This window comes from Paenibacillus sp. DRB1-1 (assembly GCF_052119485.1).
Taxonomy (GTDB): domain Bacteria; phylum Bacillota; class Bacilli; order Paenibacillales; family Paenibacillaceae; genus Paenibacillus; species Paenibacillus polymyxa_B.
In genome coordinates this window covers 3,436,780-3,452,182 of sequence record NZ_JBODQH010000001.1, presented here as the reverse complement: position 1 = coordinate 3,452,182, position 15,403 = coordinate 3,436,780, and the positions used below count along the sequence as shown (strand labels likewise).

16 protein-coding genes are annotated in these 15,403 nt (G+C 48.7%); 4 read left to right on the top strand and 12 right to left on the bottom strand.

Annotation, left to right across the window (positions count from 1 at the left end; all coding sequences use genetic code 11):
* Positions 1-135 precede the first annotated feature (135 nt).
* The 4 genes from ACQW03_RS15215 (at position 136) to phnE (ACQW03_RS15200) (ending at position 3,653) form a co-directional block, all read left to right on the top strand.
* Positions 136-1,104 (top strand): phosphate/phosphite/phosphonate ABC transporter substrate-binding protein, encoded by a 969-nt coding sequence (locus tag ACQW03_RS15215; RefSeq protein WP_104495605.1) that lies wholly within the window; start codon positions 136-138, stop codon positions 1,102-1,104.
* 133 nt (positions 1,105-1,237) lie between these two features.
* Entirely contained in the window at positions 1,238-2,008 is a 771-nt protein-coding gene (phnC, locus tag ACQW03_RS15210; protein ID WP_023990372.1) for a phosphonate ABC transporter ATP-binding protein, read from the top strand.
* On the top strand, positions 2,005-2,859 hold the full coding sequence (gene phnE / locus ACQW03_RS15205; RefSeq protein WP_441950415.1) for a phosphonate ABC transporter, permease protein PhnE: 855 nt from the start codon (positions 2,005-2,007) through the stop codon (positions 2,857-2,859). The genes phnC and phnE (ACQW03_RS15205) overlap by 4 nt, the downstream gene beginning before the upstream one ends.
* Positions 2,856-3,653 carry a phosphonate ABC transporter, permease protein PhnE gene (gene phnE, locus ACQW03_RS15200; RefSeq protein WP_441950413.1) on the top strand — a complete coding sequence of 266 codons (798 nt, stop codon included), beginning with the start codon at positions 2,856-2,858 and terminating at the stop codon, positions 3,651-3,653. Before phnE (ACQW03_RS15205) ends, phnE (ACQW03_RS15200) begins: the two co-directional genes overlap by 4 nt.
* Before the next feature lie 84 nt (positions 3,654-3,737).
* Here phnE (ACQW03_RS15200) and ACQW03_RS15195 read toward each other — a convergent pair whose 3' ends face one another.
* The 12 genes from ACQW03_RS15195 to deoB all read right to left on the bottom strand — a co-directional run bounded on the left by ACQW03_RS15195 (position 3,738) and on the right by deoB (position 15,389).
* The gene (locus tag ACQW03_RS15195; RefSeq protein WP_441950411.1) at positions 3,738-4,868 is read right to left on the bottom strand and encodes an aminotransferase class V-fold PLP-dependent enzyme; all 1,131 of its coding nucleotides are present in this window, start codon (positions 4,866-4,868) and stop codon (positions 3,738-3,740) included.
* A 162-nt stretch (positions 4,869-5,030) separates the two neighbouring features.
* Positions 5,031-5,906 (bottom strand): sulfate ABC transporter permease subunit CysW, encoded by an 876-nt coding sequence (gene cysW, locus ACQW03_RS15190; protein WP_071643073.1) that lies wholly within the window; start codon positions 5,904-5,906, stop codon positions 5,031-5,033.
* A 79-nt stretch (positions 5,907-5,985) separates the two neighbouring features.
* Positions 5,986-6,819 (bottom strand): sulfate ABC transporter permease subunit CysT, encoded by an 834-nt coding sequence (gene cysT / locus ACQW03_RS15185; protein WP_071643075.1) that lies wholly within the window; start codon positions 6,817-6,819, stop codon positions 5,986-5,988.
* Positions 6,820-6,897: 78 nt separating this feature from the next.
* Positions 6,898-7,962, bottom strand: a complete 1,065-nt coding sequence (locus ACQW03_RS15180) for a sulfate ABC transporter substrate-binding protein (protein ID WP_441950408.1) — start codon at positions 7,960-7,962, stop codon at positions 6,898-6,900.
* Positions 7,963-8,316: 354 nt separating this feature from the next.
* Positions 8,317-9,000, bottom strand: coding sequence for a hypothetical protein (locus ACQW03_RS15175; RefSeq protein ID WP_076294322.1), 684 nt, complete (start codon positions 8,998-9,000; stop codon positions 8,317-8,319).
* A gap of 116 nt (positions 9,001-9,116) precedes the next feature.
* Positions 9,117-9,611 (bottom strand): hypothetical protein, encoded by a 495-nt coding sequence (locus tag ACQW03_RS15170; RefSeq protein ID WP_441950406.1) that lies wholly within the window; start codon positions 9,609-9,611, stop codon positions 9,117-9,119.
* 35 nt (positions 9,612-9,646) lie between these two features.
* Positions 9,647-9,907, bottom strand: a complete 261-nt coding sequence (locus ACQW03_RS15165; protein ID WP_076294324.1) for a hypothetical protein — start codon at positions 9,905-9,907, stop codon at positions 9,647-9,649.
* Positions 9,908-10,057: 150 nt separating this feature from the next.
* Entirely contained in the window at positions 10,058-11,248 is a 1,191-nt protein-coding gene (locus ACQW03_RS15160; RefSeq protein WP_071643081.1) for an MFS transporter, read from the bottom strand.
* A gap of 49 nt (positions 11,249-11,297) precedes the next feature.
* A complete protein-coding gene (locus ACQW03_RS15155) occupies positions 11,298-11,870 on the bottom strand; it encodes a TetR/AcrR family transcriptional regulator (RefSeq protein WP_441950403.1) in 573 nt (190 codons plus the stop codon).
* Positions 11,871-12,074: 204 nt separating this feature from the next.
* On the bottom strand, positions 12,075-13,376 hold the full coding sequence (locus tag ACQW03_RS15150; protein WP_076294327.1) for a pyrimidine-nucleoside phosphorylase: 1,302 nt from the start codon (positions 13,374-13,376) through the stop codon (positions 12,075-12,077).
* Positions 13,377-13,408: 32 nt separating this feature from the next.
* Positions 13,409-14,116: a purine-nucleoside phosphorylase gene (gene deoD / locus ACQW03_RS15145; protein WP_013312036.1), complete on the bottom strand. Its 708-nt coding sequence runs from the start codon at positions 14,114-14,116 to the stop codon at positions 13,409-13,411.
* A 91-nt stretch (positions 14,117-14,207) separates the two neighbouring features.
* Positions 14,208-15,389, bottom strand: a complete 1,182-nt coding sequence (gene deoB / locus ACQW03_RS15140; protein WP_441950400.1) for a phosphopentomutase — start codon at positions 15,387-15,389, stop codon at positions 14,208-14,210.
* Between the last annotated feature and the right edge of the window lie 14 nt (positions 15,390-15,403).

Below are 15,403 nucleotides of genomic sequence, written 5' to 3'. Positions count from 1 at the left end.
TAAATTTTACATCATTTTTACCAAAGTCAGGAGTAATTTTTACCCTAGCTGCGGGACTAGCTGTTAAGATTTGGTTTGTCACAGCATTTACAGGTTTTTTATTATCGTTATCACTATGTTTAGGGGGAAATTATTTTGTTCAAAAAAGCACTGACCTTGTGCATGACCTTCACACTGGCAGCGGGTCTAGCCGCTTGTGGCTCCAATGCAAGCAATAACAACAGCGCGTCCACTCCAGGTACAGATGGTACAAAAAGCGAAAGCACAGCCTATGTTCCTAAGGAGTTAAAGGTACAGTTCGTCCCTTCTCAAAATGCAGATACGCTCGAAGCCAAAGCCAAACCGCTCGAAAAGCTGCTGGGTGACAAGCTTGGAATCCCGGTGAAAGTAACGGTATCTCCTGACTACAATACAATTGTAGAAGCCATGTCTTCCAAGCAAGTAGATGTAGGTTTCCTTCCGCCAAATGCTTATGTATTGGCTCACGATAATCGTAAAGCAGCCGATTTGCTGCTGCAAGCTCAACGCTACGGCATCGAAGATGCCACAGGCAAGGATACGACTGAAAAAGTAAACTTTTATAGATCAATGATCGTGGTGAGAAAGGATTCTACGATTCAAAGTCTAGCTGATCTGAAAGGCAAGAAGGTTGGCTGGCAAAATGTAACCTCCTCCGCAGGCTACGTGTACCCTGCAGCAGAGCTAAAAAAAGCTGGCGTGGACCCGGACACGGACGTGCAGGGTGTGACAATCAAAGGCCACGATGCTGCTATTCTGGCATTGCTGAACGGTCAAGTTGATGCGGTAGCTGTTTTCCAGGATGCACGTAACACGGTGAAGAAGGAAATCCCGGATGTATTTGAAAAAACTCGCGTCATTCATTACACAGCTAAAATTCCAAATGATACCGTCAGCGTACGTTCTGATATGGATCAAGCGTGGAGAGACAAGATCAGCCAAGCCTTTATTGACATCGCCAAAGATCCTGCAGGCGGCGAAATCATTAAAGAGATTTACACCCATGTAGGTTATGAAAAGGGCGACGATAAAAACTTCGACTCCGTGCGTGAATACGCCGAAGCCGTTGGTCAAGCGGTTAAGTAATCGGAACAAACAAGGTACTTTAATGAAGTAACAGCTACGAAACAGGCTTTACGAATGACAGGGCAGCACCGTCCATGTATTCATGGCGGTGTTGTTTTCATTCCACCCCATCGGGGGAGAAAGTTGGGAGCATATGATCGAATTCCGTAACGTATCGAAAACATACCCGAATGGCACCAAAGGGTTGAACAATATTAATTTGACGATTCAGGAGGGAGAAATGGTCGTCATTGTCGGCTTATCCGGCGCAGGTAAGTCTACCCTGCTGCGTTCCATTAACCGACTGCATGACATTACGTCCGGCGACATTGTCGTGGGTGGCAGGTCTGTCACGTCTGCTGGAAGCAGCGAGCTACGGCGTATTCGCCGTGATATCGGCATGATCTTTCAAAGCTTCAATCTGGTTAAGCGTTCGACGGTGCTCCGCAATGTACTTTCCGGCCGCGTCGGCTATCATTCAACGCTACGAACCATTCTCGGCCTCTTTCCGAAGGAAGATATCGAACTGGCACTAACGGCGCTGGAGCGCGTGAACATCCGCGAAAAAGCCTACAGCCGGGCAGATGAGCTGTCCGGTGGCCAACAGCAGCGCGTATCCATCGCCCGTGCTCTGGCGCAGGAGGCTAAAATCATTCTGGCGGACGAACCTGTCGCATCGCTGGATCCGCTGACCACCCGCCAGGTAATGGATGACCTCCAGCGCATCAACCGTGAAATGCAGATTACGACCATCGTCAATCTGCATTTCATTGATCTCGCGCGCGAATATGCAACGCGGATCATCGGATTGCGCGCCGGAGAAGTGGTCTTTGACGGCACACCGGAGGAGGCTACGGATGAGGCCTTTGCGGAGATCTACGGCCGGGCCATCAAGCATGATGAGCTGCTGGGAGTGGGATCATGAAGCCCGACTCTACTGCCCAGCCGCTCTCTTCGACGCAACCGTCACCGCATGCTGGACCGCCGCAGCCAAGTAAGCCGCCCGCAGGGCCACCTTTGCCAGGACGTTACAAGCGTTATGCCACCTGGATGATTTTTATCGTGGTGCTGATAGCCTGCTCCATTCATACGGATGCCACACCTTACCAATTGATCGTCGGCTTGCCGGAGATGGGCAAATTGTTGGGCGAAATGTTTCCACCCGACTGGAGCTACTTGCCTACCATCTGGAAACCGATGCTGGAAACGATCCAGATCGCCATTGTCGGCACGACACTGGGAGCCATATTGGCGATCCCTGTCGCGTTGCTGTGTGCCTATAATGTGATGCCGCGCAAGCTGATTTCGCTGCCGATGCGCACGATCCTGAATCTAGTACGGACGATTCCCGATTTGCTGTTTGCTTCGATCTTTGTGGCGGTGTTCGGCATCGGGCCGTTTGCAGGTATGCTCGCCCTGCTCTTCTTCTCCTTTGGCATCATAGCCAAGCTGACCTTTGAGGCGATTGAAGCCATTGATCCCGGGCCGCTGGAAGCCATGACCGCTGTTGGCGCGAGCCGCATTCAGGTCATCGCCTTTGGTGTGGTTCCGCAGGCTCTTCCTTATTTTGTGTCGTACTTGCTGTATACCTTTGAGGTTAATGTGCGCGCGGCTTCCGTTCTGGGCCTGGTCGGCGCTGGCGGTATCGGTCTGTTGCTTGACCGTTCCCTTGGGCTGTTCCGATATGATCGGGCAAGCATCATTATTCTACTGACCCTCGTCATCGTCCTTGCGATTGATTACGGCAGTAACCTGCTACGGAGGAAATTATTATGAATGATCCTACGCTTCGCAGACCTATTGGCTCCCGCCTGCGCATATGGGCGATAGCTATTCTGCTAATCATCATTTATATTTGGGCTTTTCGCGGGATGCAGTTTGAAGGATTACAGGGGACGGCCAAAAGTGTCTCTGTCGCTATATTGGACGGCTTCCTTCATCCCGACTGGTCATTCGTCTACATCCCTGAGGGAGAGGATTTGCTGCGCGGGTTGCTGGATACGCTGGTCATTTCAGTGCTCGGAACCTTCGTATCCGCATTTGTCTGCCTTCCGTTCGCCTTTTGGGCGTCCAGCAATATGACCCGTCTGCGTACCTTATCGGGTAGCGGGAAATTTGTGCTTAGTGTCATCCGGGTATTTCCCGAAATGATCGTCGCCATCTTGTTTATCAAAGCCGTAGGACCCGGCTCGTTTGCGGGTGTTCTCGCCCTTGGCATTCACTCCATCGGCATGCTGGCGAAGCTTTTCTCGGAAACGATCGAAAGCGTCGATCACGGGCCCCAGGAAGCTTTGATCGCGTGCGGCGCCAATCGTTGGCAGGTGATCTTCTTTGCCGTGCTACCGCAGGTGATTCCACAGTTTCTTTCGTATTCGCTTTACCGTTTTGAAATTAATATCCGTTCCGCTACCACGCTCGGTCTGGTCGGTGCAGGTGGTATCGGTACTCCGCTACTATTTGCACTCCAAATGCGCAACTGGAACCGTGTAGGCGTTATTTTGCTCGGCATTGTGGTCCTGATCATTTTGACGGATCTGATTTCCGGCTGGCTGCGCAAAAGGATCGTATAATTAGAACTCTAAACACCAAAAAGCCTCTCCTGTGTAAAAAGGGACATGTCATGCTCCCATTCACTCGGAAGAGGCTTTTGTCGTTCAACATCTCACTGCCAATTCATCTATTACCCGTCGGACTTCCTCAGCCGTATTGTAAAAATGCGGAGCCACACGGATAACATCCTTTCGTGCTGAAACGATCATATTTTGGCTTCTCAAATTCCTCTCCACAGCTGACACGTCGGCTACTTCAACAGCGAGCAAGCTTGGTAATGTGCCTCCCCTGTAAGGTACACGTATGTGTAACCCTTTGCGCCGTCCATATTCAACGGAAAAATCCAACAACTCACTCATATAGGCCTGAATATTCGTGACTCCAATCTCCAGCAGCAGCTTTAAAGCCGCATTGGCGGCAAAAATGCTAATAAAAGAAGGCAATCCCGTCTCAAAGCGTCGGGCTCCCGCCGCCGGAACCGGGTGAGCAATATCAAACCGGGAAGCGTGCTCCTGCCCAAGCCAGCCCGTAAGACGGGGCTTGAAGCGGTCTATTCGGTCCTTGCTTACATAAAGAAAAGCCACGCCCGGAATTCCCAGCATATATTTGCGTGCTCCCGCGACCAAAATATCTACGCCCATTGCCTTAACATCCACTGGAACGATCCCTGCAGACTGATAAGCATCCACAAACAGCAACGCCTGATTTCGATGAGCTATATCTGCAATGGATTTTAAATCCTGCTGAAATCCGTTCGTATAGTTCACTTGTGACACCATAACGAGCGCAGTTTTCTCCGTAACATGCTCCTCATACTGCTCTATCATCACTTCTCCCTCGATGGAGGGGATACAGCAGATGTGATCACGAAACATCTCCTGTGCGTGCCAGATGTGTCCCACCGTCGGAAAGTCGGTATCCGCATACACAATGCCTTCTTTACCTGGTACATAAGGAAGGGCTGTAGCCACCCCAGCAATCGCCTCAGAGGCTGAGGACAGGACCGCAATTTCGTCAGGCTCCGCCCCAATGAGCTTGGCAAAATGCCCTCTGGCCTCCTCCAAACGTGCCATAGACAGATCTCCGTTACGACCGTGTTGCAGCAAACTTCGATGATATTCCTCAATGGCAGCGGAAACCGGCCTCGATACGGCCCCCTGGGAACAGCTCCCTACATGGATATGTGAGGATAGCACTGGAAACAGCTGACGGTAGGACTGAAACGGATGTTTCATTTTTCCCTTCGCTCCTCCTGGGCACACCAACGTGCCTTGATATGATCATTTTATTATCCATATAAGCCACCTTAGAACAAGGGCCTCTCTTCCCATCTTCTCGCCGTTAACAGACGATAGACGCAAAGAGAGGCCCTGAGGGATCATATACAAAATCATAAATTAATGCACGCGTTTGCGTCCAAACCAGCTTTTAAGCACCAAAGTAGCCAGAGCTAGTAACAATAACAACGAGGCCACCGCAAAAGATGCCGAGAACTGATATTCGTTATACAAAATTTCTACATGCAGCGGCAGTGTATTCGTCTCTCCCCGGATATGTCCGGAGACGACGGACACTGCACCGAACTCACCCATGGCTCGCGCATTACACAAAATGATGCCATACAGCAGACCCCACTTGATGTTCGGCAGCGTCACTTTCCAGAAAATGCGCCAGCCGTGCGCGCCCAGCATGACCGCCGCTTCTTCCTCCTGCTGTCCCTGATCTTCCATCATTGGAATGAGTTCTCGCGCCACAAATGGAAAGGTGATGAACAGCGTCGCTAAAATAATACCAGGCAAAGCAAATATAATTTTAATATCATGCTCGTCCAACCACGGTCCAAGCCAGCCCTGTGCGCCGAACACTAATACATACATCAGCCCTCCGACGACAGGAGAGATGGCAAAGGGTAAATCAATCAAGGTGACTAGCAAGCCTTTGCCGCGAAATTGAAATTTCGTGATCAGCCAAGCGGCAGCTACACCAAATACCGTATTCAGCGGTACCGTTATCGCTGCCACCAGCAGCGTCAACCGCAATGCAGACATGGCATCTGGGTCCCGTAACGCTTCGACGTATACGCCCCATCCTTGCTTGAGCGCTTCGGTAAGCACGACGATTAGCGGCAATACCAGCACCCAGAGCAAAGCTAAAAAAGCAGCACCAATCAGCGTCCACTTCACCCAAGCGGCCTCGGTCGTGACCCTGTTGGGCGGTGCAGATGAAGGCACTGGTGCAGAAGCAAGCTCCTGCCCAGTTATCGCTTGTGACATGGTGTATCCCTCCTTAGAACGTGGGTATCATGCGCAGCCCTGCATGTTAATGTTAGATAGTTACATTAGACAGTTGAGTTTAGGCAGTACGCCGCCGTGACCAGCGCTGAATGCTGTTAATCACGAGTAACAGCACGAATGAAATCACCAACAGCATCAACGCTACCGCCGTAGCTCCTGCATAGTCATTTTGCTCCAGCTTGGACATTATGAGCAGTGGAGCAATTTCCGTCTTCATCGGCATATTGCCAGAGATGAAGACGACAGAACCATACTCGCCAATGCCACGGGCAAAGGCGAGCGCAAAACCCGTCAGCAGCGGTGGCACCAGCTCCGGCACAATAACGCTGCAGAAGATACGCCATCTGCCAGCTCCCAGCGTAGCAGCGACCTCCTCCTCGTCCTTGTCTAGCTCCTCCAGCACCGGCTGCACTGTCCGTACGACGAACGGAATGCCAATAAACATCAATGCTAGCGTAATCCCCGTCTGTGAGTACGCCATCCTCCATCCAAGCGGTTCGAACAACGAACCGATCCAGCCATTCTGCGCATACAGAGCAGTCAAAGCAACCCCTGCTACCGCAGTAGGCAAAGCAAAGGGCAGATCAATCACCGCATCAAAAATTCGTTTCCCCGGAAACTCATAACGCACCAGCACCCAGGCTATCAATAAACCGAGAAACAGGTCGATCAGCGCCGCAGCCGCGGCACACAAAAAGCTTACCTTGTAGGAAGCCAGCACCCTGACATCAGTCGCCACGTCCCAAAATTTCTCCCACGTCAGTCCAGTTGAATTCAGAAGCAGTGCCGATAAAGGCACCAGCACCACCAGACTGAGATACAGCACACTATAACCCATTGTTAACCCGAACCCGGGAAGTACACGTTTTCGAGTGGCTTGCACTTGACTCATGTTCTGTCCATCCCTCTCTGAATCCATTCACTATGACACTCGCGGCTATCGATCCAATCCCTACACAGTCCACCTATTTTATGAACTGCCGGGTACATAAATCTGGTCAAAAATGCCTTTGTCGCTGAAATGCTTCTGCTGCGTCTCCTTCCATGTCCCGAATACATCCTTCAAGGTCACGAGCTCCAATTTAGGAAATTGATCCTTGAACTTTGCCGTCACACTCTCCAGTGTGGGGCGATAATAATTTTCGGCAGCAATGGTCTGCCCTTCTTCACTGTACAAATATTTCAGGTATGCGTCCGCCACCTCGCGTGTACCTTTTTTATCTACCACCTTATCGACTACTGCTACTGGAGGTTCCGCCAAAATACTGATCGACGGATACACGATATCAAATTTGTCCGCACCCAGCTCCTTTACAGAGAGCAGTGCTTCATTTTCCCATGCAATCAGTACATCGCCAATTCCACGCTCTACGAAAGTCGTTGTCGCTCCACGTGCTCCGCTATCCAGTACCGGCACATGCTTATACAGCTCCTGTACAAACTGCTGGGCCTTGGCTTCATCGTTATTGTTCTTCTTGAGCGCATAGGCCCAGGCTGCAAGATAGTTCCAACGTGCTCCACCCGAAGTTTTAGGATTCGGTGTAATAACTTGCACATCGCCACGGATTAAATCATCCCAGTCCTTAATCCCTTTCGGGTTCCCTTTGCGTACCAGTAACACGATGGTTGAAGTATACGGGGCGCTGTTATGCTCATATTTACTTTGCCACCCCTCTTTAACGAGTCCTTTTTCCTGTAGCGCATCAATATCATAGCCCAGGGCCAGAGTTACCACGTCCGCATCCAGTCCGTCCTGCACAGAACGACTTTGCTTGCCAGATCCTCCGTGAGATTGCTTGATCGTAACCTTCTGCCCTTTCTCCTTCTCCCAATGGGCGGCAAATGCTTTATTATATGCCTCATACAGCTCACGGGTCGGATCATAAGAAACATTGAGTAACTCCACGTCCTTGGAACTGGCAGCAGAGCTACCATCCGCCTGCGTCCCTCCCTTGCTTGCCCCGCAAGCGCTTAGCATAATCGTTAAAACCAAAGATAGTCCGAGAATAAGTCCACTTTTCCATTGCCTCTTCATCAAGACACCCCGAATTCTATGTAATTTGTATTCATTTACGCCTGTTATTGACAGACATAATCAAAAAAAGAGCGGAGAATTCCCTGATGCAGCCCTGATAGGTCAAACCTGTCACGTGGACAGTGTCTGCCTGCTGTTCCTAGAGGTTCTCCGCCAAAATGGCGAGATCATACTTTAATTCTTTAATTCCTACCTGTTTAATGAGTTATATGGATATAATACGAGAGTTTAGGAGTGATGTCAAACCTTTTTTTGGTATGTATCATCTGGACTTTTCTTTCTTTAAGGGGGGGCAGTCAGAAACATTATATATGTTTCCGACCGTTTAGAGGTCATTTACACACGAAGTACGACTTAGTTGGCAACCGTTTCAAGATTAATCGAAAAGACTCCAAAAAGTTTCGGATTGTCCGTAGCTCTTCTCAACCACAGTTCACCCGATCCCACCATAACTCCCTGATAATTAACAAACAAATCATCTGTCTTTTGATTCACCAGCGCCTCGCGAATTGCGTCCGTAAAAATCTGATCATACTTGGCAATAAAATCTTTCTTATTCGGAATCGTTAGCGACTTTTCACTATCATTAACACGCAGAGGGTACAAAATATAATTGGCCACTTTTTCCTTGTCATTGTCGGCAACTGCCTTCTGCAGCGCTTTGAACGTGTTCAAAAACGCTTTAGGATCTTGAATACCTGCTACCTCAAATGGATTTTGCGATGGATTGGAGGCTGCCGGAGAAGAAGATGTATCCGATGAAGCAGCTGGAGCCGAAGGAGTTGATTTTTGTGCATCAGTACCGCTGTTTTCTGCACTCTCGCTCTCTTTCGCTGCTTTGTCACTTTGGGCTGAACTGCTACGATTACCACCGGCTCCGTTCTCGATCACGCTTGTACTGCTTCCAGTATCAATGGTTTCAGCATTCTTATCCTGACCACAGCCAGTAAGTGCTACAAAGGTAAGTGTAAGTAAAATGGCTGTGAGTGACAGCCTCCGTGACATCTTTTGATTACCGAATTCATGGTTTTTGGGCACAACGGGTCATCCTTTCTGCTTTCTGCTCTGACCTATTCTGTTCATTAAGTCTTCAACCGTTCTATTGTAACATAAGTAGACTAATGACCGCATGTCGTGCCCTTTCTGGAAGGAGCTTACAGTGTAATATATGCAAAAGTTTTAACGTTTCCTTGCGATCCGTCATCCGTACTTACTTCCAAAATCATCTCTTTTAAGGAGTCATTTGCAGCTTCAATCTGTCCCTCTGGCTTTACAAACACCAGATCGTGGCGTTCTCCCGGCTGCAACGTTCGGCTGGAAAACCCGCTCGTTGTACCTTGCAAGTCTAATCCATTCGCACTATTGAGCTTGTATTGTACGGGTTGCTTACCTGTATTCTTGATACTGATGTATAACTTGCGCCCCTCTTCAAATCTAAAGCTCGTTTGTCCTTGTCCTCCAAATTGCATTCTTTGGTCATGTACGATACGCTTCGCTGCGCCTCCTTGCTCATTCTGCTTGCTCAGCGGAGCTGCCTGGTGCGTTACAATCGCCGATGATGTAGTATACGTGTTCGTCGGAAGACTAGCAAAAGTGACATAACCCACAATTGCCCCTGCAACCCCCATCCAAACCCATTTCTCCACCATTTGATTTCCTCCTCTTCTTATCTATCCTTCAGTCGTCACCGTGATTGCACAAAATGTTCATGTGTGTAGGCAATGGAATGCATGCCCCTAATTTCCTCATATGAGTGTGTGGACAGTAAAAAAGGTTTCAATTGCTGTAGTAATTCCTTGAACAGGATATCCTGGTCGATCACTCCATTCTCATCCTCTGTCGCCCATTTATGTAGGCCTAGCATAAACGTGTCTGCCCGTTCCATAGCATATTCAATCAGTCCTTCATAGGCTGCTCTCCGGACATCGCTGTATAATCTGAACATGTCTCTCCCCCTCTGTGCTGCCCTTCGCTCTTACAATAAAAAAGCCGAACTCATATCTATTATGAGTCCAGATGTCATATTTTTCAAACTTGATCAAAGACACCCAAACGCAAGCGCTCCATCATACATTTTGTATTCCATAACAATAGCTTATACGTTCAACGTGTTATGGGACTTTTTCTTATCCAATACAATATACGTCACAAATATAATTAGATAAGCCGCAATCAGCAAAGTCGAGAACAAATACATTGTTTTATAAGAGGTTAATCCAGCAACCATCCCCAGAACCAAAGAGCCTCCTCCAATGCCCAAATCGAAGAAATTATAAAAGGAGCCTACAGCGTCCTCTCGCTCATCTTCTCCGACCACACTGATTGCCCAAGCCTGCAAAGCTGGGAAAATAGCTCCAAAGCTCAAACCATACAGCACAGCAGCAATCAAAAATTGTAGTTCGGTCCGCGATGAGGCCACCATAACGATGGCGGCGATAAGTACAATCCCTGCAGGAATCAGGATATAAGCTGGGCCTTTGGTATCGAAAATTCTACCTGACACCAGTCGGACGAGGAAGCTTGCCATAGCCACAGTAAAGAAGAACCATGCCGCATTGGTAAAGCCCTGCTCCTTAGCAAATAAAGCCACGAAAGACATCACTCCACCTGCCACCACGCCAACCAACAGCGCAAGACAGGATTGCAGCAGCACTCTTTTTTCAAATAATTTAAAAGGAACCTTCTTTTCGCCCTGCACTGTATCCGCCGACATAGGTTTCGCAGTACGGCGACGAACCAATACGCTCATCACGAGCGACAACAGTAGAATTATAGCTCCCGTGGAAAACAGTCCGTTAAAACCTGATGCGTGAAGCATCCATATACCAATCAGTGGCCCCACTGAAATCGCTACGGTTTCACCTACGCCAAAGTAGCCCATTCCTTCCCCCATACGATGAGGCGGCAAATCATCTGAGGCTGAGGTAGCATACAACGTGCTCGCAATGCCGAATCCAAAGCCATGTACCAGCCGAAATACTAACAGCAGTACCAAACTACTGGAAAGCATGTAGCTTCCCGTTGCCAGCATACAAATCACAACTCCGATAATCAGAACATACTTCTTGTCCAAGAGCTGGATCAGCGTACCTGAAAATGGACGAATCAATATAGCAGAACACATAAACACGCCTGTCACCAATCCAATCTGGGATGGGCTGCCGCCAAGACTTTCCACAAACAGCGGCAGCGTAGGCATAAGCATTTCGAATGCCATGAACAATAAAGCGTTGGATATCATCAAAAAAATAAAGTTTCTGGACCAAAAGTTTTCTTTCACAGACACAGTTCCCTTCCCCCCAATACGATCATGTTTACTTCAAGTGCTCAGTTGTTCAGGCCTGAATCAAGCCATGCCAGTAAATATCCCAAGAGCTTTCCAGACGCGGATCAAAACCGTCGGTGCCGTTGTACACCAGTTCTACCAGCATGCCTTCAATCAAATTCATATAGGCTGTCGCGGCAGATTGAGCTGGAACACGAAGTTTAACCGATGTTTCAGTTGCCAGTCGCCCGTGTACCAAGCTGGTTTTATGCTTTACGTAGCGTGTGACCAAAGCCTGAACCTGGCTTTCCAGTGCAGATGGAATCAGAAAGCCGACATATAGAATCAGACGCAAATTCATTGCACATTCATAGCGTTCCTTAAATTCAACGATTAGTCCGCGCAGAACAACTTCAAGTGATTGTTCGGATTGATCTTGAAAATAACGATCCAGTTCCAAAATCTCCTGATCCACCGCATCCGCAAATATGTCTAAAAACAATTCATCTTTGCTTTTAAAATGAGCATAAATAGACTGCTTTTTAATCCCTACCTCATCAGCAATCAGTTGCAGAGAGGCCGCATCGTATCCCTTTTTCGCAAATTGCTGCAAGCTAGCTGTTTTAATTTTTTGTAGTGTCATGTTTTTCCTCCAATACCTTACGAACGGTCGTCAGTTTATGAGCTCAGTATAATGCCCTCACTAGAAATTGACAACCACATTTTTAAATTCTGCCGTTCAGTTGTCTGAGAACGAGGACAACAAAAAAGCCGGAAGCCCCCTAAACTGAGGGCTCCGGCTTCATAACCATGCTACTAATACGACTTTATAAATAGGACTTATCGCTTACTCTGTCACTGTTCCGTAGATTAGCACTGGCGCTTCCGCGTGATCCGCAATACGGATGTTCGCGTAGATTTTCTCCAGCACTTGGGCTACATCTTCACGGTTCGCATGAATAGTAACCAGTGAATCGCCTTTTTGAACAGCATCCCCGACCTTTTTGTTCAGCATCAAGCCGACAGCCAGATCAATCTCGGATTCTTTGGTCGCACGTCCTGCTCCAAGCAACATCGCTGCGGTACCGATTTCGTCAGCCACGATTTCAGCTACCACACCGTCCTGCTTCGCAGGCACCTCAATAAGATATTGCGCTTGCGGCAAGCGTTCAGGATGATCCACTACAGAAGCGTCTCCGCCCTGATTCGCAATAAACTCTTTGAATTTCTCAAGTGCTTTGCCATTGCGAATGACTTCTTTGAGCTTCTCTTCGGCGTTTTCGAGGGAATCTGCCTTCCCTGCCAAAAACACCATCTGACTGCCCAAAGCCATACACAGCTCTTCCAGATCTTTTGGTCCTTCGCCACGCAGCGTATCAATCGCTTCTTTCACTTCCAGCGAGTTACCGATGGCCAGACCCAGCGGTTGACTCATATCGGAAATGACTGCCATCGTTTTGCGACCCACATTGTTACCGATGCTCACCATGGCATGTGCCAGTGCTTTGGCATCATCTACGGTTTTCATAAATGCGCCTGCACCTGTTTTTACATCGAGCACGATGGCATCGGAGCCGGCAGCGATTTTCTTACTCATAATCGAGCTGGCAATCAGTGGAATCGAGTTTACCGTCGCTGTAACGTCACGCAAGGCATACAGCTTTTTGTCCGCAGGTGTCAGGTTGCCGCTTTGTCCGATGACCGCAATTTTGCTGCGATTCACCAAATCCACGAATTCATCCTTGCTGATTTCGACGTGGAAGCCTGCAATAGCTTCCAGCTTGTCGATCGTTCCTCCGGTATGTCCGAGGCCGCGGCCTGACATTTTGGCTACCGGAATGTCCAAGGCCGCTACGAGCGGAGCCAGTACCAGCGTTGTCGTATCACCCACACCGCCAGTGGAATGCTTATCGACCTTTACACCTTCAATCGCGGACAGATCAATGGTATCACCCGAATGAACCATCGCCATCGTCAGATCAGCGCGTTCGCGTTCAGTCATATCTTTGAAGAAAATGGACATCGCCAATGCACTGACTTGATAATCAGGAATTTCACCCTGAGTGTAGCCTTGGATAATAAAATTAATTTCCTCTGTACTCAGTTCTTTTCCGTCACGTTTTTTCTCAATCAAGTCTACCATTCTCATATGTCATTTCTCCTCACTGTGCGTATGATCGTTTACAGAGATACTGCTGTATCCAGTGCAACTTCCATCATTTCTTTAAAAGTTGTTTGCCGTTCTTCTGCGGTCGTTTCTTCCCCCGTCAGCAAATGATCGCTTACCGTCAGAATCGTCAGTGCGTTTACGCCAAACTTGGCTGCCAACGTGTATAAAGCCGAAGTTTCCATCTCTACACCCAGCACACCGTATTCCATCAGCTTTTGTACCACTGATTTGTCATCACGGTAGAAGCTATCTGAGCTGAATACATTGCCGACATGCATGTTCAAGCCTTTGGCAACACCGCGATCATAAGCGCCCTTCAATAGATCGAAGCTGGCAATCGGCGAGTAATCGTAGCCGCCAAAGATATGGCGGTTCATGCCAGAATCCGTACAGGATGCTTGTGCCAAAATGACGTCACGAACGTGCACATGCTCCTTCATTCCGCCGCATGTACCCACGCGGAACAGGTTTTTCACACCATATTCGCTAATCAGTTCGTTGACATAAATACTGATAGAAGGCAGCCCCATCCCAGTTCCCTGTACAGACAGGCGTTTGCCTTGGTACGTACCCGTGAATCCGAGCATTCCGCGTACCTCGTTGTAGCAGGTCACGTCCTCCAGATACGTTTCAGCAATAAATTTTGCCCGTAGCGGGTCTCCTGGCAGCAAAATCGTTTCTGCAATTTCTCCGGGTTTGGCTCCAATGTGTACACTCATGTTTTTTTATTCCTCCGTCCCATTTGTCCATGCTTGTATCGTTATTTATATCGTTATTAGTAATCTTACTTGTTATCTTGCTGGTTCTTGATTACTGAAGCTCCGCCAAAAAGCTCGTTCCGTGTTCAGGCAGTTTCACACCAAAGTTATCCGCTACGGTCGCTCCAATATCAGCAAAGGTTTTACGAACCGCAAGCTCCTTGCCCCCAGCTGTAAAACGCGGGGAATATGCCAGCAAAGGTACATATTCGCGGGTATGATCCGTTCCCCGATACGTCGGGTCATTCCCATGGTCCGCAGTGATGATTAGCAGATCGTCATCGGTCATTTTGGCAAAAACCTCTGGCAGACGCGCATCGTAATCGTCCAAAGCCTGACCATATCCCTGCGGATCACGACGGTGACCGTATACAGCGTCAAAGTCCACTAAATTTAGAAAGCTTAATCCGGTGAAATCCTCATCAAGCGTAACCACCAGCTTATCCATGCCGTCCATATTGGACACCGTACGCACCGCCTTCGTCACACCCTCACCGTCATAAATGTCGGAGATTTTACCCAAGGCGATCACATCCAGACCTGCATCCTTCAGCTCGTTCATGGTGGTGCGACCAAACGGCTTGAGCGCATAATCATGTCGATTGGAGGTACGGGAGAAGTTCCCTGCCTCGCCTACGAATGGACGTGCAATAATGCGACCTAGCATGTACGGATCTTCCAGTGTGATTTTACGGCAGAACTCGCAAATCTCATAGAGCTCTTTCAAAGGTACAACTTCCTCATGTGCCGCAATTTGCAGCACAGAGTCCGCCGAGGTATAGATGATGAGCGCTCCAGTTTTCACGTGTTCTTCGCCCAGCTCATCCATGATTTCCGTTCCGCTGGCAGGCTTATTGCCAATAACTTTGCGACCTGTGTGCTCCTCAATGCGCTGAATCAGTTCATCCGGGAACCCATCAGGAAATACACGGAAAGGAACGGCAATATTCAAGCCCATGATTTCCCAATGACCTGTCATTGTATCCTTGCCATTGGACGCTTCCTGCATCTTAGTGTAATACGCTAGCGGCTTGTCGGCCGCAGCCACCCCTTCTATGGAACGAATATTGGATAGACCGAGCTTACCCATATTCGGCATCTTTAGACCACCGCGTTCGCGGGCAATATGACCGAGTGTATCTACATCGTAATCATCGAACCGGGCAGCATCCGGCGCTTCGCCGATACCAACCGAGTCCATAACCACCAAGTGAATTCGTTTGAATTTAGACATTATAAAAATCCTTT

Bases quoted from the DNA above. Each gene is read 5' to 3' on its own strand.
- ACQW03_RS15195 (WP_441950411.1), bottom strand. From the start codon at position 4,868: ATGAAACATCCGTTTCAGTCCTACCGTCAGCTGTTTCCAGTGCTATCC.
- cysW (WP_071643073.1), bottom strand. From the start codon at position 5,906: ATGTCACAAGCGATAACTGGGCAGGAGCTTGCTTCTGCACCAGTGCCT.
- ACQW03_RS15165 (WP_076294324.1), bottom strand. From the start codon at position 9,907: ATGTTCAGATTATACAGCGATGTCCGGAGAGCAGCCTATGAAGGACTG.
- deoD (WP_013312036.1), bottom strand. From the start codon at position 14,116: ATGAGTGTACACATTGGAGCCAAACCCGGAGAAATTGCAGAAACGATT.
- phnE (WP_441950413.1), top strand. From the start codon at position 2,856: ATGAATGATCCTACGCTTCGCAGACCTATTGGCTCCCGCCTGCGCATA.
- ACQW03_RS15155 (WP_441950403.1), bottom strand. From the start codon at position 11,870: ATGACACTACAAAAAATTAAAACAGCTAGCTTGCAGCAATTTGCGAAA.
- ACQW03_RS15150 (WP_076294327.1), bottom strand. From the start codon at position 13,376: ATGAGAATGGTAGACTTGATTGAGAAAAAACGTGACGGAAAAGAACTG.
- deoB (WP_441950400.1), bottom strand. From the start codon at position 15,389: ATGTCTAAATTCAAACGAATTCACTTGGTGGTTATGGACTCGGTTGGT.
- cysT (WP_071643075.1), bottom strand. From the start codon at position 6,819: ATGAGTCAAGTGCAAGCCACTCGAAAACGTGTACTTCCCGGGTTCGGG.
- ACQW03_RS15170 (WP_441950406.1), bottom strand. From the start codon at position 9,611: ATGGTGGAGAAATGGGTTTGGATGGGGGTTGCAGGGGCAATTGTGGGT.
- phnC (WP_023990372.1), top strand. From the start codon at position 1,238: ATGATCGAATTCCGTAACGTATCGAAAACATACCCGAATGGCACCAAA.
- ACQW03_RS15180 (WP_441950408.1), bottom strand. From the start codon at position 7,962: ATGAAGAGGCAATGGAAAAGTGGACTTATTCTCGGACTATCTTTGGTT.
- phnE (WP_441950415.1), top strand. From the start codon at position 2,005: ATGAAGCCCGACTCTACTGCCCAGCCGCTCTCTTCGACGCAACCGTCA.